We start from the raw sequence: 21,169 nt of genomic DNA on the forward strand, positions 1-21,169 counted from the left end.
GTGCCGAATGTGTCGGTGTGGGTGTTGGATTCGCGGTTGCGTCCGGTGCCGGTGGGTGTGGTGGGTGAGTTGTATCTGGGTGGTGTGCAGGTGGCGCGGGGGTATGCGTCGCGGGCGGGGTTGACTGCGGAGCGGTTTGTGGCGGATCCGTTTGGTGGGGTGGGTGTGCGGTTGTATCGGACGGGTGATCGGGTGCGGTGGAGTGGTGTGGGTGAGTTGGAGTATGTGGGTCGTGTTGATTTTCAGGTGAAGTTGCGGGGGCAGCGGATCGAGTTGGGGGAGATCGAAACCGTCCTCGGCACCACGCCGGGTGTCGCCCAGGTGGTGGTCTCGGTCATGGAACTCGCTGCGGGAGAACAACTCGTGGCTCACGTCACCGGAGCGGATGTCGACGTCGAGCATCTGCGCGCGACGGCTGAGCAACTACCCGCGTACATGCGGCCCACGTCCTGGGTCGTCCTGGACGCGTTGCCGTTGAACACCGCGGGCAAGGTGGACCGAAAAGACCTCCCCGCACCGGATTTCGTCGCGGCCGAACGCGTGCTCCCCGAGACCGACGCCGAAGTCGCGATCACCGGTGTCTTCGCCGACGTGCTCGGGCTGTCTGCCGCGGACTCGGTGTCGGTGACCGACAGCTTCTTCGATCTCGGCGGCAACTCACTGGCCGCGACCCGACTCGCGGCCCGTGTCTCCCGGATGCTCGGGGTCCCGGTACGGGTGCGAGACGTCTTCGACGCCCCGACGGTCCGTGATCTCGCGCGTCGAGTCCAGGCGGCAGACATCGCCGGGGCCGGAACAGTAGTCCCGGATCGGTCGACTGCACCGGCCCGTCCGTCGGTCTTGCCTCTCTCGAGCGCCCAGCGCCGCATGTGGTTCATCAACCAGTACGAGCCGGCGGTTGCGTCGTACATCATCCCGTTCGCCTTCCGACTCCGCGGCACGGTCGAGGTCGAACATCTCCGTCGAGCGCTCGCGGACGTGGTCGCGCGTCACGAGGTTCTCCGGACCACCTACCCGGTGTCCCGCGACGGACGCCCCGAGCAACGAATCCACGACGTCGATCCGGAGAATCCCGTATTCGACTGGGCGGTGGCAGATTCCGAGTCCGAAGCGCTGGCCGTCGCCGCCGAGCCATACGACCTGACCCGTGACCTGCCCGTGCGCGCCCGCGTATACGTCGATCCCGGTACAAGTGCACTGCTGGCCGTCAGCATCCATCACATCGCTGCCGACGGCGAGTCGGGCCGGGCGCTGTCGCGCGATCTGCTCACCGCGTACTCGGCACGACGCGACGGTCGGAGCCCGGACTGGCCGCCGCTCCCGATCCAGTACGCCGATCACGTCCTGCAGGTCGCCGGACGAGCGGACGAGCAGGACGAGCACCGGCAGTGGTGGGCCCGCCGGCTCGACGGCGCCCCGGTCCTCATGGATCTGCCCACCACCCATCCACGCCCGGCCACGCCGACCATGCGCGGCGCGACCGTCGAGTTCGTCATCCCGGGACGTGTCGCGCAGGGGATCGGCATCCTCGCCCGCGCCGGCGACGCCACCGCATTCATGGTGCTGCACGCCGCACTCGCCGCGGTGCTGGGTCGGCTGTCGGGCAGCCGCGACGTCGTCATCGGGACCGCCGCCGCGGGCCGCGACGGCGACACCGACGACTTGATCGGCATGTTCGTCAACACGGTCGCGCTGCGGACCCCGATCGTCCCCGCACAGCCGTTCACCGACCTCCTGCGGGTGGTGCGCGAGGTGGATCTCGACGCCCTCGATCACGCCGGCGTGCCGTTCGACGACGTCGTCGACGAACTCGGGGTGGCCCGCACCGCGTCCCATGCGCCACTGGTCCAGGTGCTGCTCACCACGTCCGATCTCGCCGCCCCCGGCGCCCCCGGTGGGCAGATCGCCGGCCTCGACGTCGAACCCGTTGCCGTCGAGGACAACTCGGCAAAACTCGACCTGACCCTCGGTGTTCTGACGGACCCGGCCGAGGGGGCTCCGTGGCGCGGTTCGCTCACCTACGCAACGGACCTCTTCGACGACTCCGCCGCGCGCCGGCTCGCGGACCGATTCGTCGGCGTACTGACGTCCGCGGTCGGCGACAGCACACTGCCGGTCGGGGACCTCGAGCTGCTGACCCMGGACGAGGAGATGATCCCGCTCGTCTCGGGCGACCCCGATCCCGCTCCGGGACTCCTCTCGGACCTGCTCGTCGACGCGGCGCGGATGCGTCCGACCCACCCGGCCGTCGTCGACCCCGTCGCCCCGGACCCCGAACACGTCTGGACCTATGCCGAACTCGATTCGGCGAGTTCGCATCTCGCGAGGGTCCTCATCGACCGCGGTATCGGTCCGGAGGACGTGGTCGTCAGTGCGTTCCCGCGCTCGGCGACGGCGCAGCTCGCATTGTGGGCAGTGGCCAAGACCGGTGCGGTGTACTGCCCGATCGACCCCCGCTACCCCGCGGAACGCATCGCTCGGGTCCTGGACGCCGCGAACGCCGTGCTGGTGCTCACCGACGGGAGTGTGGAAGGGCCGGCCGCCGACACGGCCTCCACGTGGCCGCCGCGACTGCTGCTCGACTCGGCGCTCGTCGCCGACCTGCGCAGACGCCGGGCGCTCGACCCGCCGCGTCGCAACCGGCCGGTGACACCCGACTCCGGCGCCTACATGATCTTCACCTCCGGATCGACCGGGACGCCGAAGGGGGTGCTCGTGACGCACCGCGGCCTCGCGGGTGTCAGCGCGGTGCTGCGCGACCGGCACCGATCCGGGCCCGATGCGCGCTGGCTGGCGATCAGCTCGCCCGCATTCGATGCCGCCATGCTCGAGGTCCTCGGTGCCTACGGCAGTGCTGCGACGCTCGTCGTCGCGCCTCCCGAGGTGTACGGAGGCCGCGAGCTGGCCGACTTCGTCACGACGCACCGCACCACCCACGCCTTCCTGGTGACGTCGGTGGCGGCGTCGTTGCCGGATCCCGGTCGCCTACCCATGACCGACGTCCTCGTCGGCGGCGAGGCCGTCCCCGACACCGAGAAAGACCGGTGGGCCCCGCACGTGGGGTTCCACAACGGTTACGGACCCACCGAGACCACGATCATCAGCGTCACCTCGCCGCCGATCGGCGTCGACGAGCCGGTCCACCTCGGCAGCCCGGTCCCCGGCGCGAGCGCCCATGTCCTGGACGAGCGGCTGCATCCGGTGCCGCCGGGGGTCGTCGGGGAGCTGTACCTCGCCGGTCCCGAACTCGCACGCGGTTACCACGGACGGCCGGCGCTGACCGCCGAGCGCTTCGTCGCCGCCGTCGACGGGGCACCGGGCACGCGGATGTACCGGACCGGGGATCTCGTGCGCCGGGACCGCAGCGGCGGATTGGTCTACGTAGGCCGCGCCGACTTCCAGGTCAAATTGCGCGGACAACGGCTCGAACTCGGTGAGATCGAGGCCGTCCTGACCGCACACCCGGAGGTGCGGACGGCGGCGGTCATCGGGGTCGGGAACCCGGTGACCTCGTTGGCCGGTTACGTCGAACCCGTCGACCCCGGACGACCGGTCGAGATCTGCGCCCTCCGTGAACATCTCGCGACCCATCTGCCATCGCACATGGTCCCGGCGGCACTCACGGTGCTCGACCCCATGCCGCGCAGCCCGATCGGGAAGATCGACCGCGCCGGCCTCCCCGCCATCGAGCCGTCGGATGCCGACGCCGAACGCGTTCCGCCGTCGACGCACACCGAGCGGTTACTCGCGGCCATCGTCGGCGAGGTTCTCGGACTCGACGACGTGTCGGTGACCGCTGACTTCTTCGTCATCGGCGGCAACTCGTTGTCGGCCACGCGTGTGAGTGCCCGCACGGGGGACGCTTTCGGGATCCGCGTCGGTGTCCGCGACGTCTTCGAGGCGCCGACGGTTCGCCTGCTCGCGCGTCGCGTCGACGCCGCTTACGACGATGCGTCACGACCGCCACCGCTGCGCCGTGTCGAGCCGCGGCCCGCGCACATTCCACTGTCGTATGCCCAGCAACGGATCTGGTTCCTGAACCGGTTGGACCCGAATTCGGGGGCCTACACCATCCCGATGGCCGTCCGCCTCCGCGGCCGGCTCGATCGGACTGCGTTACGCGCCGCCGTCGTCGACCTGCTGGACCGCCACGAGATCCTGCGGACCGTGTTCCCGGCGCCGGGCGGTGAACCGCGGCAGCATATCTTGCCGATCGACGAGGCCCGGGCCCGCCTGCGGTGGGAGGACATCGCGGCTCCGCGGGAGCTCGCCGACCCGGCCGCATTCGTCGGTGACGCCGCCTTCGACATCACCACCGAACTGCCGCTGCGTATTCGCCTGTTCGCGGTCGGTGACGGTGGAATCGACACCGACGACCACGTCCTCGTCGTCGTACTGCATCACATCGCCGCCGACGGTGAGTCGATGAGGCCGCTCGTCGCCGATCTGTGGGGGGCCTATCTGGCGCGTGCCGAGGGCCATGCGCGAGAGGCGGCCGCGCCGGCGATCCAATTCGCCGATCACGCACTGTGGCAACGGGAGACGCTGGGGGACATCGACTCGCCGGAGTCCGTTCTCGGTCGCCAGGTCGGCTACTGGGTGAATCGACTGTCGGGGATCCCCGACCTCCTCCCGCTGCCCACGGACCGGCCGCGACCGGCGGTCGCGTCGCAGCGGGGCGGTCGCGTCACCGCGGGCATCCCGACCGAACTGACACAGCGGATCGCGGACACGGCCCGCGCCCACGGGGCCACCGAGTTCATGGTCGTCCACGCCGCGCTGTCGATCGTGCTGGCCAGGCTGTCCGCGACCCGCGACATCGTGATCAGCACCCCGGTTGCCGGACGGGGCCATGCGCATCTCGACGACCTCGTGGGAATGTTCGTCAACACCGTGGTCCTGCGCACCGACGTCGACCCCCGGACCCCGGTCGGGGACTTCCTCGAACGGGTGCGCATCGACGACATCAACGCCCTCGCCCGCGCCGATGTGCCGTTCGAGTACCTGGTGGACCGGCTGTCCCCGGTCCGGTCGGAGGCGTTCGCCCCGATCAGCCAGGTGATGCTGTCGGTGCTGCACGATCAGGACACCGGAACCGTCGGGACCGACCCCTCGGGATCGGCGAAACTGACCTTCGAACCGATCGAGGCGTCCACCGGCACCACCCAGCTCGACCTGACCGTGGCGGTGACGATCCGTCCCGAAGGCGCGTGGGACGTCGAGATCGTTTATGCCACCGACCTGTTCGACGAGCGGACCGCGCGCACCGCGATCACCCGCCTGACCAGGGTCCTCGAGGCGGTCGTCGGTGCCGACGACATGGCTGTCGGTGCCATCGACCTGACCGACGCGTCCGAGCGCGCGCGGATCGCCGAACTGGTCGTGGGCCCCGATCTCTCGGTGCCGTGGTCGACGGTCACCGATGCGATCGAGGCGGCCGCGCGACGCTCACCGGAGTCGACGGCCCTGGTGGCCGGTGCGCGATCCGTGACCTACCGCGAGTTCATGGACCGGATCACCCAGCTGGCCGAGACGATGTCCGCACACGGCGTGGGTCCGGAAGTGGCCGTGGGCGTGTGTATCCCGCGGTCGGTGGAGCTGGTGCTCGCGAYCCACGCGGTGGTGATGGCCGGCGGCAGCTATGTCAGCATCGACCCGTCGACTCCGTCCGAACGAGTGGCCGCGATGGTCGACGCCGCGTCGATCGCGGTCATCCTGACCGCTGAGGTGACTCCGTCCGCGCTGTCCGGTCTGTCGGTACCGACCCTCGTCGTCGACGGAAACGCCCCGCCGGAGGACCGCTCGGGTCCCCGGCCGGAACTCCGTCGCCCGCGTCCGGGCAACGCCCTCTACACGTTGTTCACGTCCGGCTCGACCGGAACGCCGAAGGGAGTCACGGTCAGTCACGGCGCCGTACTCAACCGACTCGCATGGATGGCGGTGCGTTCCCCGCTGCGTCCCGACGATGCCGTTCTGCTCAAGACGCCGGTCACCTTCGACGTGTCCGTCCCCGAGTTGTTCGAACCGCTGATGGCCGGGGCCCGCCTCGTCATCGTCGAGGACGGCCGCCACATCGACCCGGCCCATGTCCTCGCCGAGATCGAGCGGCATCGGGTCACCTCGGTGCACTTCGTGCCGTCGATGATGGCGGCGTTCGTCGAGTACATCGGCGACCACCCGCGGAGGCGCGCGGCACTGTCGTCGTTGCGGCGTGTCAACGCGTCGGGCGAGGCACTGCCGGCCGCCACCGCCGAGGCCATGGCGGCGCTCGTGCCGCAGGCGGACCTCGACAATCTCTACGGGCCGACGGAGGCGGCCGTCGAGGTGACGGCCTACCGCTTCGCCCCCGGCGACGTGATCGTGCCGATCGGGCGCCCGAACGCGAACACCACCACGTGGGTGCTGGACGACGGGTTGCGCCCGGCGCCGGTCGGGGTGGTCGGCGAGCTGTACGTCGGCGGCGATCAGCTGGCGCGCGGCTATGCCGCCCGGCCCRACCTCACCGCCGAACGGTTCGTGGCCGACCCCACCGGCCCGCACGGAGGGCGCCTCTACCGGACCGGTGACCTGGTGCGCTGGAACGCCTCCGGTGCGCTCGAATACCTCGGCCGGGCAGACTTCCAGGTGAAGTTGCGCGGACAGCGCATCGAGCTCGGGGAGATCGAGACCGTCCTCGCCCGCGTCGACGGCATCTCGCACGCGGCGGTCACCGTCCGGAGCGGTCCGGCGGGTGATGCACTGGTCGGATACCTCGCCGGCCGTGTCGATCTCGACGCGATCCGTGAGCATCTGCGGCAGGCATTGCCGCAGTACATGCACCCGACGCAGTGGGTGGTCCTCGATTCGGTTCCGGTGACCGCGACCGGCAAACTCGACCGCCGGGCCCTGCCCGCGCCGCGGAGCGAGCCGGTCGAGATGGTGCCGCCCGCCGACGCCGTCGAAAGGGCGGTGGCCGTCGTCGTCGCCGACGTGCTGGGACTCGACGAGATCTCGGTGACGACGCCGTTCTTCGATCTGGGCGGCAACTCGCTCGCCGCGATGCGGGTCGTCGCCCGGATCGGCGAGCAGCTCGGGACCGACCTCGATGTGCGCGACCTCTTCCGCACCCCGACGGTCCGCGAGCTCGCGCAACTCGTCACGCGTCGTCGGGTCTCCGACCATCCGCTCGTCGCCCGGCCCCGGCCCGAGCGCATCCCGTTGTCGTACGCGCAACAACGACTGTGGTTCATCAACCAGTTCGACGTGACGTCCCCGACGTACAACATGCCGATGGCATTCGACATCCGGGGATTCCTCGATGTCGACGCACTACGCGCCGCGGTCGCGGCTGTGATGACGCGACACGAACCGCTGCGGACCGTCTACCCGCTCGGCGACGACGGGGTGCCGCTCCAGCACATCCTCGATCCTTCGGTCGCGGCGGCCCGACTGCGCTGGGAATCGGCCGGGACGCCCGAGGACGCGATGGCATTGTGCGCGGAGGGATTCGACGTGACGACGCAGCTGCCGCTGCGTGTGGTGACATCGCTGGTATCAGCAGAGGGTGCGGCGCCGCCGGTGTGTCGAGTCGTGCTGGTACTGCACCACATAGCCGGCGATGCGGCGTCCCTGGCGATCCTGGCCGCGGAAGTCCTCGGTGGGTACCGCAACGGTCGACGCCCCGAAGACGGGTCGATCGAGGTACCGGAGATCGCATACGCCGATCACGCGCTGTGGCAACGCGATGTGCTCGGGGACCTCGACGACCCGACCTCACCGATGGCGGCGCAGTACTCGTTCTGGACCGAGACGCTGGCCGACGTTCCGGCCGCACTGGAGATCCCCGGTGACCGTCCGCGTCCACCGATCGCCGACCCCACCGGTGGTCGGCTGCCCCTCGAGATCGGCGAGGAGCGCAGCGCGGCGGTGGCGGCGACCGCACGCGTGCACGGGATGACCCCGTTCATGGTCTGTCACGCCGCCTTCGTCGCCGCACTCGCCCGTGTGGCCGATGTGCGGGACATCAGCGTCGGCGCCGCCATCTCCGGTCGCGGGCACGCGGCCACGGCCGGGCTCATCGGGATGTTCGTCAACACCGTGGTGCTCCGCACATCGGTGCACTCCGAGGACACGATCGAGGACCTGCTGCGCCGGATTCGTGACGCCGATCTCGCGGCCTTCGCGCACGCCGACATCCCGTTCGAGACCCTCGTCGAGCACCTCACCCCGGTTCGGTCCACCGCCCACGCGCCGCTGGTGCAGGTCATGATCAACTACCTCGGCGAGTCGTCCGGGACATCGACGTTGCCCGGTATCGGCGCGGACGCCGAGCCGCTCATCGTGGACGGTCTCGAGGTCGTGACCGTCGAACCGGGGCCGCCGCCGGCGAAGGTCGACCTCACCCTCGGTCTCGCGGAGCGGTCCGTCGGTGAGGCTGTCGAGTTGGTCGGCGAGATCGACTACGCCGCAGCGCTGTTCGACATCGAGACGATTGAATCGATACGCGACGTCTTCCTACGCATGCTCGACGCCGTGACCGGTGACATCGACACGGTGCTGGACGAGGTCGATGTGACCGGTGCCGTTGACGGTGCGTCGCTGATCCTCGACAGCGCGGGCCGGGCGGCACCGGCGCGGGTGCCGGGAGAGCTGTACGAGCGCGCGGGAGACGGTTCGCTGATCGCGACGGGGATGTGGGCGCGGTGGATCGACGCCTCGATGACACGACCGAAGATCCTCGGGCCGGTCGAGCGTCACCCCCGGATCGGCGGGCGGCGAGTGGATCTCGATGCGGTGGAGGCGGCACTCAACGCGGTGGCGGGCGTCGCCACTGCGGCGGTCGTGGCGCCGGCGTCCGACGGTCAGCCGACGGATGACGGAGTCGAGGTGGGGGCCTGGGTCGTGGCCGACCGCGACGGCCCCGGCGCCCCCGACCTCCGACGCGAGCTGTCGAGAGTGCTGCCCGCACACTGTATTCCGACGGTGATCAGCGTCGTCGACGCCATCCCGGTCGGCGCGGACGGCCGACCCGGACGCCGCGAGGTCGCGGCGCTCATGACCGCAGCCGGTGGGGGACGCGAGGACGCCGAGCCCGCGGCCCCGACCAGCCGCTGGGAAGTGACGGTCGCCGAAGCGATGTCGGAGATCACCGGGACTGCGGTGACCGACGCGGACCAGGGTTTCTTCGACCTCGGCGGGACCTCGCTGTCGGCGGTTCGGCTGGTGTCGCTGCTGCGACGACGGACCGGACTGCCCGTCGAGGTCGCATGGATCTTCGCCGGACCCACACCGCGCGATCTCGGCGCCCGGCTCGCTGCTCAGGCGACGCACGAGGACTCAGCCGACACCGCCGCCACGCGGGGCCAGGTCGTCGTGCCGCTACGGGCGGACGGCAGCCGCGAACCGGTCTTCTGCGTCCACCCCGCCGATGGGTTGGCGTGGCTGTTCGCCGGTCTCACACCGTATCTCGACGACCGGCCGGTTTTCGGTCTGCAGGACCCCTTCGTGGTGGCCGGCGACACGGCCGCCACGTCGATCCGCGAACTCGCCGCGCGGTATGTGGCCGAGATCCGGGCGATCGTCCCGCAGGGGCCCTACCACCTCGTCGGTTGGTCCCTCGGCGGGCTCATCGCCCAGGAGATGGCGGCCGAATTACATTCGCAGGGTGCCGAAGTCGGGTTCCTCGGCCTCCTCGACAGCTATCCCGCGACCGGTGACGAACTCGAGACCGGCGGTGAACTCGAGACCGACGGGGCGCCGGCGCGCGCCGAGGCGTCCGCGGAAGATGCGCGAGCCACGGTCGCGGACCTGCTCGGCGGGTGGCGAGCGGTCATCGACATCGACGCGGTGACCGCCTCCGACGATCCGGCCGCGATGGCGGCGGCGGTCCGCGAGCGGGTCGTCGGACTCGGACTCCTCGACGGACCCGCGTTCGACCGCATGCTCCAGCGGATGGCGACGTCGGCCCGACGCACCGTCGACCACCGACCCCGAACCTACGACGGCGACGCGATGCTCGTCGTCGCGGCGGCGGGGGAGACCGACCCGGACACCACCGCCGGACGCTGGACACCGTTCCTCCGCGGGCGGATCACCCGTGTCGACGTCGATGCCGATCACCTCGGGATCGTCGGTACCGTCGCGCTCGAGGTGATCGGACCGCGGATCGACGCGGCGATCCGCGAGGCCGAGGCCGCGGCGAGCAAGCGACGGCCCCACCCGCTCCCTGACTAGGCCGGAGCTTGCGGAGGGCGCGGCCGGGGGTGGGCTCGCGCTCGCATCAACCGGGAGCGGAGCGGGGATCGCGCGCTCCTCAGCCGGCCGGCAGATCCGCGAGGGCGCCGGGGAGGTCGCCCCGATGGACGACGACGAGTCGCTGGGTCGCCCGGGTGAGGGCGACGTACAGGTCGCTGAGCCCGCGTGGTGACTGGTCGATGATCGCAGCGGGCTCGACGACGATGGTCGTGTCGAACTCCAGGCCCTTACAGCTCCGCACCGTGCACACCCGGGGTGGCTCCCGGTCGGGGAGCGTGAAGCGATCCGGCGCCAGCGCCGCCTCGATCGCGTCGTGCAGGTGATCGGGGACCACGACGGCGGTGAGGCCGTCGGGTTCGGCGAGCCCGACGGCTCGGAGGACGGCGTCGGCGATGCTCCCCGGGGAGTCGTTGTCCGCCCGCAGCGCCACCGGCTCGATCCCGTTGCTGCGCAACGAGGTCGGGGCCTTCTCGCCGTTGCCGATCTCGTCGAGGACGCGCGCGGCGTACTCCATGATCTCGCTCGGGGTGCGGTAGTTGACCGACAGCTCTTTGAACTGCCAGCGCTTCGCGACATACGGCTCCAGGACCTCGCCCCACGAGCGCGTGCCCGCCTCGTCGGATGTCTGAGCGGTGTCGCCGATGATCGTCATCCACCGATTCGGGATGCGTCGCATCACCATCCGCCAGGACATGGCGGAGAGCTCTTGGGCCTCGTCGACGATGACGTGGCCGAACGTCCAGGTGCGGTCGCCGTAGGCACGTTCGGCCGTCGTGGCGCGTCGTGTCTCGGTCTGGCGGGACGCGAGCTGTTCGGCGTCGATCAGGTCGTAGGCCATCAGGATCTCGGGATCGAGTTCGTCCTCGAGGTCCTGCGGCGCCGAGCCGGTCAGGATGTCCAGTGCGTCCTGTGCCTCGGCCAACTGGCGGCGCCAGCGTGCGCGTTCGGCCCGCTCCGCGTCCTCGGTGCCGTAACCGATCAGCTCGGCGAGCTCGTCCAGCAATGGGACGTCGGCAGGTGAGAAGTCCGCACCCGACGTCGTGGCCGGGCGCGACGGACGGTGCAGCGCAGCACGATCGGCGTCCGTCCAACCCGGGGTGGCCTTGCGAATCGCGCGTTCGTCGCCGAGCAGGTCGCGAAGCAGGGCCTGCGGGGTCAGCGTCGGCCAGTACCGCAGCAACGCGGCACGGATGTCGGGATCGCGGCTCATGTCGTCGCGGATGTCGGCGATGTCGGCGGGGCTGAGCAACTGCGAACCGTCGAGCAGGCTCGATCCGATGGTCGCCGCGTGCCGCGCCGCGAGTTCGGCGAGACCCGCCTTCAGGAAAGCGTTCTGCGAGAGGTTGTGGGCGCGTCGAGTCGCGCGGGCCTTGGCGCGTGCGGCCTTGACCAGAGCCGAGTCGATCTCGACGGTATAGCTGTCGAAATCGACCGCCTCGGGACGAGACGGCAGCGACTGCTGGGCGCGCACCGCCCGCTTGAGGACGTCGACCATGCGCAGCCCGCCCTTGACCGCGGCGGTCGTCCGCGGGTCGGCGGTGCCCGCGCGGACGCCGGGGAACAGGTCCCCGATGGTCGAGAGGAGCACGCCGGACTCGCCCAGCGAGGGCAGCACCTGGCCGATGTAGTTCAGGAAGTCGTCGTTGGGTCCGATGATGAGGATGCCGCTGCGCGAGAGGTTCTCGCGATGTGTGTAGAGCAGGTAGGCGGCTCGGTGCAGCGCCACGGCGGTCTTGCCGGTACCGGGGCCGCCCTGGATGACGGTGACCCCGCGATGCGTCGACCGGATGATCAGGTCCTGCTCGCGCTGGATCGTCTCGACGATGTCGGTCATCTCGCCGGTGCGGGCGGCGTTGAGGGCCGCGACAAGAGCCGACTCGTTGACGACGTCGCCGTGTCCGAAGTCGTCGAGCAGCGCATCGCCTGCGGTCAGGGACTCGTCGCTCACCCCGCGGACCTTGCGGCTGCGGGTCCGGATGTGGCGACGGCGCGCGACGTCCTCGGGTGCGGCGGGCGTCGCCAGATAGAACGGCCGGGCCAGGGGCGCGCGCCAGTCCAGCAGCAGGGTGGCGTCGGTGGCGGTGGCGTCGAGTTCGCCGTCGTCGGCGAAACCGTCGTCGAGGACACCGATGCGTCCGATACGTCGGATCTCGCCGTCCTCGAGGTCGAGACGACCGAAATACAGATTGTGTTCGGCGGCATCGAATTTGGCGAGATCCTCGTTGTACATCCGCTCGTAGGACTCGCGTTCGGACAGCGCCTGCGGTGTGCCGCCGCGTTCGGAGAGCGTCGACGACAACCGACGCTGCGTGGTCCGCCGCATCCGGTCCAGCCTGCCGTACACGCGGTCGAGGTGCCGCTGTTCCTCGTCCACGCGGGGGTCGGTGTCCGGCGAGAGGGCGGTCATCGGCCGTCCCCGATCGACAGCGGTGCGCGGGACCCGTGGGACCGGGCCAGTCCGGCGGCCCGGATGCGGGCGGTCATCGCGCGGGGGTCGGCGGACAAGCGGCGGCAGACCTGCGACGCCGGGTCGGCGAGTGTCTCGTCGTCGAGTCGGCGGGACAGCCACTCGAGAACGTCGGTCTGTGCACAGAAGGGGACGGGGTCACCGGTGACCGGGTCGGCGAGGACGCCGTGCCGGGACACGTACAGGTCGAAGGTCGCAGGCGGGGTCCACTCGTCCGGAAGGAGGGGAGTGGGACGGCCGAGAACGGGGTGGTCGCGCGTAGTCACTGTCTGTCGATGATAGTTGGGTTCGGTGGCGTCGAGAGCATCGATGTGGGTGGGACCCAGCCAGGCCGCGGTCGTCGTGATCGCGGCCTCACCTGCGAAGATCGGCGCGGCTGGGATGTATCCCCGGGCCGCGACATGGGCGGAATGGCCGACTGTGATGTTCGTGACGCGGACCGTGCGGAGGCAGATCCGGTCCGTCGACGGAACGTGGGCGAGCTTGCGACGTAGAACGTCGGGGGCGGCATTCGACCCGACTGCGATCACGAGCCGCGAGCCGGCCGACGGGACCGTCCCGAACGGTGGACCCGCGAGCGTCATCTCGTGCAGCGATGCCTCTCTCAGCGCCGCGGACGCGGGCACCCAGGGATAATCCGCTGGCGGGTGCTCCGCGTCCGTGGTCGTGAGATCGGTTGTGCTCAGGGTCGTGCTCGTATCTGTTGCTCGTGCGCGTGGAGACCCCGAGGGATCAGCGACGTGCCTTGCGCAGACGCTTGCGACTCTGCTCGGCGGAGTCCTCGGCAGCTGCGGCGAGCTGGCGTGCGGTCTCGGCGAGCTCGGCCGACCGTGCGCGGGCGACGTCGGCGAGTTCGGCCGACCGATCGCGTGCCACGTCGGCGAACTCCGGTGCGCGCTTGCGGGCGGTGTCGGCGAGATCGGACGCACGGTCGCGAGCCGAATCGGCGATCTTCGGAGCCTTCTTCTTCGCCTGCTTCTGCGCCTTCTCGGCCTGCTTCTGGGCTTTCTCGGCCCGCTTCTGCGCTTCCTTCACGAGCTTCGGGCCCCGCTTGCGCGCGGTCTCGGCGAGATCAGCCGAACGCGCGAGCGCCGTGTCGGCGAGCTCCGACGACCGGTGGATAGCCGCGTCGGCGACGACCGGGGCGCGGTCCTTGATGCGATCCGCGACATCGGAGGCGGTCTCGGCGGCCTTGCCGGCCAGCTCGAGGGAGCGCTTCTGCGCGGCCTCGGCGATCTCGGGTGCGTGCTCGCGGAACTTCGCCGCGGCGTCGGCGGACCGCTCGGAGACGATCTCGGCGCCGTCGTGGGTGCGCTCGACGAGGTGCTCCCAGGTCGACGACCCGGCGGCGGCACCGATCGGCAGCGCCGCGGCGACAGCGGATGCCTTCTGGCGGCCGCGCCACGCGAGCGACGGCTTGCCCTCGGTGTCGACCGCCGCCAACAGGACTCCGCCGAGCAGGCCGACGTTTTTGATGAACGCGTTGCGCTGGGCTTCCTTCTTGGCCGGGTCGGCCTCGTTCCAGAAGTCGGTGCCGGCTGCGGTCGTCGGGATCAGGGTGCCGGCCAGGACGACGGACGCGACGCGCGGGAACTTGCCGGTGGCGAGCAGGATTCCGCCGCCGATCTGAGCGGCGGCGTTGATCTGCACCAGGGTCTCGGTGTTCTCCGGGATCCGGCCGGCCACCTCGGGCGGGAGCGACGACCGGGCCTTGTCCACGACCGGCTCCGCGGACTGTGCGATCGGTTTGGGGCTCCGGATGGCGTCCACGCCGCTGGCGACGAACGCCGAGGCGAGGAGCGGACGGGCGATACGGCGGAGAATCATCGGTCACAACCTTCTTCAGTCGGGTTTGGCTATCGAGATCCGTCGGGTGAAGCGCGTTTCTGGCCCGTTCAACGCTACCCTGTCACAACGAATCTGCAGGTCACTCGGCGTGCCGTGGCCGGTTTGCGTACCTACGGGGCATCGCGGGTCACGACTCGCCGAACGATCCGAGGAACAGGTAACCGCCCGCGACGGAGACCAAACACTCGGGAGTCGACCGGCGTCGCCCGCCTCCGTATCACCAGCGGCGCTCACGCCATTCGGGGAGTGACCCGCGCTCGGCGCCCAGGGTCGTGTCCTTGCCGTGGCCGGGGTAGACGACGGTCGAGTCGTCGAAGCGGTCGAACAGCTTCGTCGAGACGTCCTCGAGTAGGGTGTCGAAGTCCTCCGGCTTCCAGGTCTTGCCGATCCCGCCGGGGAAGAGGCAGTCACCGGTGAACAGGTGCACGGTTCGCTCGCCGCTGTCGTCGACATCGGTGAGTGCGAGAGCGATCGATCCCGGGGTGTGCCCGACGAGATGGATGGCCTCGAACGTGAGGTCGCCGACCTCGAGGACATCACCGTCGTCGACGAGGCGGTCGGGGGTGACGGGCAGTTCATCGGCGTCGAGGCGCCCTGCCGCGGTCGGCACCCCGGTGGACTCGGTGACGGCGGCGAGGGCCTGCCAGTGATCGAAATGCTGGTGCGTCGTGAAGATGAGCTTCGGTGTGCCCTCGACGGCCGACAAGACCTCGGTGATCGTCTCCGCGTCGTTGGCTGCGTCGATGATCAGCTGATCGCCCGTCGCACGCGAGGTCACCAGGTAGACGTTGTTGTCCATCGGGCCGACGGACAGCTTGACGATGGTGGCCGACGACAGCGTGCGGCGCTGCGGGGTCTTCGACTCGGAGAGGTCGCCGGTGTAGTCGTCGCTGATCGGTGTCGCTGGGGAGGTCATGCCGACAGGCTATGACAGCGGGCACCCGGAATGTGACGGTCGCGACCATGAAACCCGGCGTGGCGCGCGTATCCTGGACCATTGGTTCGGCGATGACACGCGGGCGGCGAGACCGATCGCCCGGTCGTCGGACTCCGAATCTCCCCGGGGCGAGTGCATGGCGACGTTTCTGTCGGTGGCCGTCGGTACTGTGCCCGTGCGCCGTCTGTGCGCCCTGTGACTCGAGAATGTAAGGACTGCAGTGGTTGATCGTCTGATCGTCCGAGGTGCCCGCGAACACAATCTGCGCGGCATCGATGTCGACCTGCCCCGGGACAGCCTCATCGTCTTCACGGGGTTGTCGGGATCGGGCAAGTCATCCCTCGCCTTCGACACGATCTTCGCGGAGGGGCAGCGGCGCTACGTGGAGTCACTGTCCGCCTATGCGAGGCAGTTCCTCGGGCAGATGGACAAGCCGGATGTGGACTTCATCGAGGGCCTGTCGCCCGCGGTGTCCATCGATCAGAAGTCGACCAACCGCAATCCCCGGTCGACCGTCGGCACCATCACCGAGGTCTACGACTACCTCCGTCTCCTCTACGCCCGCGCCGGCAAGGCGCACTGCCCGATCTGCGGCGAGCCCATCGCCAAGCAGACACCCCAGCAGATCGTGGACCAGGTGCTCGCGATGGACGAGGGCACGCGGTTCCAGGTGCTCGCTCCGGTCGTGCGCACGCGGAAGGGCGAGTTCGTCGACCTCTTCGCCGAGCTCCAGACGCAAGGTTTCTCCCGCGCCCGCATCGACGGCGTCGTCCATCAGCTGACCGATCCGCCGAAGCTGAAGAAGCAGGAGAAGCACGACATCGAGGTGGTCGTGGACCGCCTCGTGGTCAAGCCCAGTGCCAAGCAGCGTCTGACGGATTCGGTCGAGACCGGTCTGCGTCTGGCCGACGGCATCATCGTGCTCGACTTCGTCGACCTCGAGGAGGACGACCCGGAACGCGAGCGCCGCTTCTCGGAGCGGATGGCCTGCCCGAATGCGCATCCGATCGCGATCGACGACCTCGAACCGCGGTCGTTCTCGTTCAACTCGCCGTACGGCGCGTGCCCGGAATGCGACGGGCTCGGCATCCGCAAGGAGGTCGACGAGGAGCTCGTCGTGCCCGACCCGGAGTTGTCGCTCGCCGAGGGTGCGATCGCCCCGTGGTCGACCGGCCACAACGCCGATTACTTTCTCCGGTTGATGTCGGGTCTGGCCGATCAGATGAAGTTCGACATCAACACGCCCTGGAAGAAGCTGCCGATCAAGGCGCGCAGGGCCCTGCTCAACGGCAGTGACCACCAGGTCCACGTCAAGTTCCGCAACCGGTACGGCCGCACCCGCTCGTACTACACCGAGTTCGAGGGCGTGCTCTCGTTCCTCGCGCGCCGCATGGACCAGACCGAGTCCGAGCAGATGAAAGAGCGGTACGAGGGTTACATGCGGGACGTGCCGTGTCCGGCCTGTCAGGGTGCGCGCCTGCGCCCGGAGATCCTCGCGGTCACGCTCGACCACCCGGAGTTCGGGCCGAAGTCGATCGCCGAGGTGTGTGCCCTGTCGGTCGCCGACTGCGCCGACTTCCTCGACCAACTGCGGCTCGACTCCCGGCAGGCCGCGATCGCGGGACGGGTCCTCAAGGAGGTCCAGGCCCGCATCCGCTTCCTGCTCGACGTCGGACTCGAGTACCTGTCGCTCGAGCGCGCCGCGGGTTCGCTGTCGGGTGGTGAGGCGCAGCGCATCCGCCTGGCCACCCAGATCGGTTCGGGTCTTGCGGGCGTGCTCTACGTCCTCGACGAGCCGTCGATCGGTCTGCACCAGCGCGACAACCGTCGACTCATCGACACGCTGACCCGTCTTCGGGATCTGGGCAACACACTGATCGTCGTCGAACACGACGAGGACACCATCCGCGCCGCCGATTGGATCGTCGACATCGGGCCCCGTGCCGGGGAGCACGGCGGACACGTGGTGCACAGCGGCAGTTACAAGGACCTACTGAAGAACCGGAAATCGCTGACCGGTGCGTACCTCGCCGGTCGCGACACCCTGCCGGTGCCGGACATCCGGCGGCCGATCGATCGCAAGCGCCAGCTGACGGTCGTCGGTGCGCGGGAACACAACCTCCGTGGCATCGACGTGTCGTTCCCGCTCGGTGTGATGACCGCGGTCACCGGTGTCTCGGGGTCGGGCAAGTCGACGCTCGTCAACGACATCCTGGCCACCGTGCTCGCCAACAAGCTCAACGGCGCGCGTCAGGTGCCCGGGCGTCACACCCGCATCAAGGGTCTGGACAACCTGGACAAGCTCGTGCAGGTCGACCAGTCGCCGATCGGGCGCACCCCGCGGTCGAACCCGGCCACCTACACCGGTGTCTTCGACAAGATCCGCACGTTGTTCGCGGCGACGACCGAGGCGAAGGTGCGCGGCTATCAACCGGGCCGGTTCTCGTTCAACGTCAAGGGCGGCCGCTGTGAGGCGTGCACCGGTGAGGGCACGATCAAGATCGAGATGAACTTCCTGCCGGATGTGTACGTCCCGTGCGAGGTCTGCCACGGCGCGCGGTACAACCGCGAGACCCTCGAGGTGCACTACAAGGGCAAGACCATCTCCGAGGTGCTCGACATGCCGATCGAGGAGGCCGCCGACTTCTTCGAGCCCGTCACCTCGATCCATCGCTACCTGAAGACACTCGTCGACGTCGGTCTGGGCTATGTCCGGCTCGGGCAGCCGGCGCCGACGCTGTCCGGCGGTGAGGCACAGCGCGTGAAGCTGGCGGCCGAATTGCAGAAGCGGTCGATGGGCCGGACGGTCTACATCCTCGACGAGCCGACCACCGGTCTGCACTTCGAGGACATCAAGAAGCTGCTCGCCGTGATCAACGGTCTGGTCGACAAGGGCAACACGGTCATCGTGATCGAGCACAACCTCGATGTCATCAAGACCGCCGACTGGGTCATCGACATGGGACCCGAGGGTGGCGCGGGTGGTGGAACCGTGGTCGGCGAAGGTACTCCGGAGGACATCGCCGCGACCCCGGGCAGCCACACCGGCAAATTCCTGGCCGAGATCGTCGACATTGGTCACGCGGTGGCGTCGGTCGGCTGAGTCGCCGAACGCGAATCGCCACTTCCGTTGTAGCAGCGCTGGTTTGCGAGTGGCGCGCGTCAACGGGAGTGGCGATGTGCGTGTTCGGAGGGGGAATGCGCGGCGGGGGAGTGTGCTACGAACCCATCGATTTGCGGATCTCCTCGAGTCGCTTCTTCGCGGCCTCGTCGCGTTTGCGCATCATCTCGTCGACGGACTGGCCCTCGGCGCTCGTCTCCGCCAGCTCCTGCGACCCGATCGCGGTGGTGATGCGGTTCTCGATCTTGTCGCGCACGAAGTCGAAGGTCGGGACGCCGCTGTCGGAGTAATTCGGATCGGGAACCGCTCCGGGCACCGGGCCGGTCGGCACGATCTCCGCATCGATGATCTCGTCGGACCGTCCGGGCTCCTCGGCATTCGTCATGGGTCCAGCGTAGGCCCTCCGCTGGTCGAGTAGCGCCGGCCGAGCGGAGCGAGGCCGCCGCGTGTCGAGGCCACTACCGCCGAGGCGCGCGAACCGGGCCGGTGTACTTCTCGCCCGGGCCCTCGCCGGGTTCGTCCGGGTATGCACTGGCCTCCCGGAACGCCAGCTGCAGGCCCTTCAGGCCGTCGCGGATCGGTGCGGCGTGGATGCCGAGATCGGCTTTCGACGCGTCGACGATGCCGGCCAGGGCGGTGATCAGGGTGCGGGCCTCGGGCAGGTCGATCCGGTCGGCCGGGGTCCCCTCGGCCAGGCCGAGCTTCTCGGCCGCCGCGCTCATCAGCATGACGATGGATCGGGTGATGACCTCGATGGCCGGAATATCGCCCAGGTCACGGACGTTGTCGGGATCGGTGTGCGCCGCATCTCCCAGGTCGGCGCCATCGCCCGTCGCACCCTCCGGGGGTAACGGTGCAGGTGACGAATAGGAGTTCTCGGCCATGGCTGTTAGACTCCCATAGCACGACCGCCCTGGTATGCGCCGGGGTCGTAAGTGGAGTTCCGCTCCCACCGTTCGACGCGAGGTTCTCGCAGTTGCACGGTCCGGTTCACGCCGATCGTCGCAGATCGCATCTCTGGATGCTGAGCTGTACGTCGTCGGCAGCGTGTGTCAGCACTGGCACGCGTGGACGAACCGGTCGGTATCGGAGCCCCGCGGACATCAGTCCCGGGGCTTCCTTGCTGAGGTGTCCCGCAGGTTCTCTTGCATACGTCCCTCGCCACGACGCGACGGTTACCACTGCAGGATTGAACAAGGAGGCCCCATCAGCACTGAGACCCGCATCAACGAGCGCATCCGCGTCCCTGAGGTCCGACTCGTCGGACCCAACTCGGAGCAGGTGGGCATCGTGCGTGTTGAAGATGCGCTTCGCTTGGCCTACGAGGCCGATCTCGACCTGGTCGAGGTGGCCCCGGACGCCCGTCCGCCGGTCTGCAAGATCATGGACTACGGCAAGTTCAAGTACGAAGCGGCCCAGAAGCAGCGCGAATCGCGTCGCAACCAGCAGATGACCGTGATCAAGGAGCAGAAGCTCCGTCCCAAGATCGACGACCACGATTACGAGACCAAGAAGGGTCACGTCATCCGGTTCCTCGAAGCGGGATCCAAGGTGAAGGTCACCATCATGTTCCGCGGCCGCGAGCAGTCGCGCCCCGAGCTCGGCTACCGACTGCTGCAGCGCCTGGGCAACGATGTCGCCGACTACGGCTTCGTCGAGACCTCGGCCAAGCAGGACGGCCGCAACATGACGATGGTCCTCGCGCCGCACAAGGGTGCGAAGACCCGCCAGAAGGCGCAAGAGAGCCGTGAGCGTTCCGGTGGCCCGAAGGCCGCCCCTGACGCGAGCTGATCCGCGAGCACTGAGCGGACGAGAACTGAGTCGATCGGCCGGACGAGAGTCCGAACCGCTCCGGCCGAGATCACGACACGCGAACACGGGTACACACCGGACCTCGCCGGGTCCGGTGCCCGAGTTCGCCCGAGAAAAGGAAGAACATGCCGAAGAGCAAGACCCACAAGGGCACCGCGAAGCGCTTCAAGGTGACCGGCAGCGGAAAGATCGTCCGCCAGAAGGCCAACCGCCGCCACCTGCTCGAGCACAAGTCGTCCCGGCGCACCCGTCGTCTCGACGGCACCACCGTCGTCAGCGAGAACGACGCCCCGCGCATCAAGCGACTGCTCAACCGCTGACGCCAGCGACCCCAGACATCTGACAAGCAAAAGGATCTAACACATGGCACGCGTGAAAAGGGCCGTCAACGCCCAGAAGAAGCGTCGGTCCACCCTCGAGGCATCCAAGGGCTACCGCGGACAGCGGTCGCGCCTCTACCGCAAGGCGAAGGAGCAGCAGCTCCACTCGCTGAACTACGCCTACCGCGACCGTCGCGCGCGCAAGGGTGAGTTCCGCAAGCTGTGGATCTCGCGTATCAACGCCGCGGCCCGCGCCAACGACATCACCTACAACCGACTCATCCAGGGCCTCAAGGCCGCGGGTGTCGAGGTCGACCGCAAGGTGCTCGCCGACATCGCCGTGACCGATCCCGAGGCCTTCACCGGTCTCGTCGAGGTCGCCCGCAAGGCACTGCCGGCCGACGTCAACGCGCCGGCTGCCTGATTGCGCA

At 69.1% G+C, this 21,169-nt stretch carries 11 protein-coding genes; 5 read left to right on the forward strand and 6 right to left on the reverse strand.

Features of this window, described 5'->3' with window-relative positions; translation table 11 throughout:
- Positions 1-15: 15 nt before the first annotated feature.
- A complete protein-coding gene (locus A9310_RS19390) occupies positions 16-10,212 on the forward strand; it encodes an amino acid adenylation domain-containing protein (protein WP_368072721.1) in 10,197 nt (3,398 codons plus the stop codon).
- Between the two features lie 79 nt (positions 10,213-10,291).
- Here the strand turns inward: A9310_RS19390 and A9310_RS19395 are convergent, their stop codons facing one another.
- From A9310_RS19395 to A9310_RS19410, 4 genes are all read right to left on the reverse strand, one after another.
- Positions 10,292-12,640, reverse strand: coding sequence for an AAA family ATPase (locus A9310_RS19395; protein ID WP_065632019.1), 2,349 nt, complete (start codon positions 12,638-12,640; stop codon positions 10,292-10,294).
- Positions 12,637-13,326: a hypothetical protein gene (locus tag A9310_RS19400; RefSeq protein ID WP_139104692.1), complete on the reverse strand. Its 690-nt coding sequence runs from the start codon at positions 13,324-13,326 to the stop codon at positions 12,637-12,639. Before A9310_RS19400 ends, A9310_RS19395 begins: the two co-directional genes overlap by 4 nt.
- 106 nt (positions 13,327-13,432) lie before the next feature.
- Positions 13,433-14,527: a DoxX family protein gene (locus A9310_RS19405; protein WP_065632020.1), complete on the reverse strand. Its 1,095-nt coding sequence runs from the start codon at positions 14,525-14,527 to the stop codon at positions 13,433-13,435.
- Between the two features lie 238 nt (positions 14,528-14,765).
- Positions 14,766-15,464 carry an MBL fold metallo-hydrolase gene (locus A9310_RS19410; RefSeq protein WP_065632021.1) on the reverse strand — a complete coding sequence of 233 codons (699 nt, stop codon included), beginning with the start codon at positions 15,462-15,464 and terminating at the stop codon, positions 14,766-14,768.
- Positions 15,465-15,705: 241 nt separating this feature from the next.
- Here A9310_RS19410 and uvrA point away from each other — a divergent pair, with 241 nt between their 5' ends.
- Positions 15,706-18,588 carry an excinuclease ABC subunit UvrA gene (gene uvrA, locus A9310_RS19415; RefSeq protein WP_065632022.1) on the forward strand — a complete coding sequence of 961 codons (2,883 nt, stop codon included), beginning with the start codon at positions 15,706-15,708 and terminating at the stop codon, positions 18,586-18,588.
- A gap of 115 nt (positions 18,589-18,703) precedes the next feature.
- Here the strand turns inward: uvrA and A9310_RS19420 are convergent, their stop codons facing one another.
- Both A9310_RS19420 and A9310_RS19425 read right to left on the reverse strand, forming a co-directional pair.
- Positions 18,704-18,991 carry a PspA domain-containing protein gene (locus A9310_RS19420; protein WP_065632023.1) on the reverse strand — a complete coding sequence of 96 codons (288 nt, stop codon included), beginning with the start codon at positions 18,989-18,991 and terminating at the stop codon, positions 18,704-18,706.
- Positions 18,992-19,064: 73 nt separating this feature from the next.
- Positions 19,065-19,490: a DUF1844 domain-containing protein gene (locus A9310_RS19425; protein WP_058253854.1), complete on the reverse strand. Its 426-nt coding sequence runs from the start codon at positions 19,488-19,490 to the stop codon at positions 19,065-19,067.
- A gap of 265 nt (positions 19,491-19,755) precedes the next feature.
- On the opposite strand from A9310_RS19425, the gene infC reads away from it, so the two are divergent.
- The 3 genes from infC (at position 19,756) to rplT (ending at position 21,162) form a co-directional block, all read left to right on the forward strand.
- The gene (gene infC, locus A9310_RS19430; RefSeq protein ID WP_162540013.1) at positions 19,756-20,397 is read left to right on the forward strand and encodes a translation initiation factor IF-3; all 642 of its coding nucleotides are present in this window, start codon (positions 19,756-19,758) and stop codon (positions 20,395-20,397) included.
- Positions 20,398-20,543: 146 nt separating this feature from the next.
- A complete protein-coding gene (rpmI, locus tag A9310_RS19435) occupies positions 20,544-20,738 on the forward strand; it encodes a 50S ribosomal protein L35 (protein WP_012834577.1) in 195 nt (64 codons plus the stop codon).
- Positions 20,739-20,781: 43 nt separating this feature from the next.
- Complete coding sequence (gene rplT, locus A9310_RS19440) at positions 20,782-21,162, forward strand: 50S ribosomal protein L20 (protein WP_010844357.1); 381 nt, start codon at positions 20,782-20,784, stop codon at positions 21,160-21,162.
- The last annotated feature ends 7 nt before the right edge of the window (positions 21,163-21,169 follow it).

Source organism: Gordonia sp. UCD-TK1, from assembly GCF_001691435.1.
GTDB lineage: Bacteria > Actinomycetota > Actinomycetes > Mycobacteriales > Mycobacteriaceae > Gordonia > Gordonia hongkongensis.

Coding starts and splice junctions, on each gene's coding strand:
- A9310_RS19395 (WP_065632019.1), bottom strand. CDS start 12,640: ATGACCGCCCTCTCGCCGGACACCGACCCCCGCGTGGACGAGGAACAG.
- A9310_RS19405 (WP_065632020.1), bottom strand. CDS start 14,527: ATGATTCTCCGCCGTATCGCCCGTCCGCTCCTCGCCTCGGCGTTCGTC.
- A9310_RS19410 (WP_065632021.1), bottom strand. CDS start 15,464: ATGACCTCCCCAGCGACACCGATCAGCGACGACTACACCGGCGACCTC.
- A9310_RS19420 (WP_065632023.1), bottom strand. CDS start 18,991: ATGACGAATGCCGAGGAGCCCGGACGGTCCGACGAGATCATCGATGCG.
- A9310_RS19425 (WP_058253854.1), bottom strand. CDS start 19,490: ATGGCCGAGAACTCCTATTCGTCACCTGCACCGTTACCCCCGGAGGGT.
- rpmI (WP_012834577.1), top strand. CDS start 20,544: ATGCCGAAGAGCAAGACCCACAAGGGCACCGCGAAGCGCTTCAAGGTG.
- rplT (WP_010844357.1), top strand. CDS start 20,782: ATGGCACGCGTGAAAAGGGCCGTCAACGCCCAGAAGAAGCGTCGGTCC.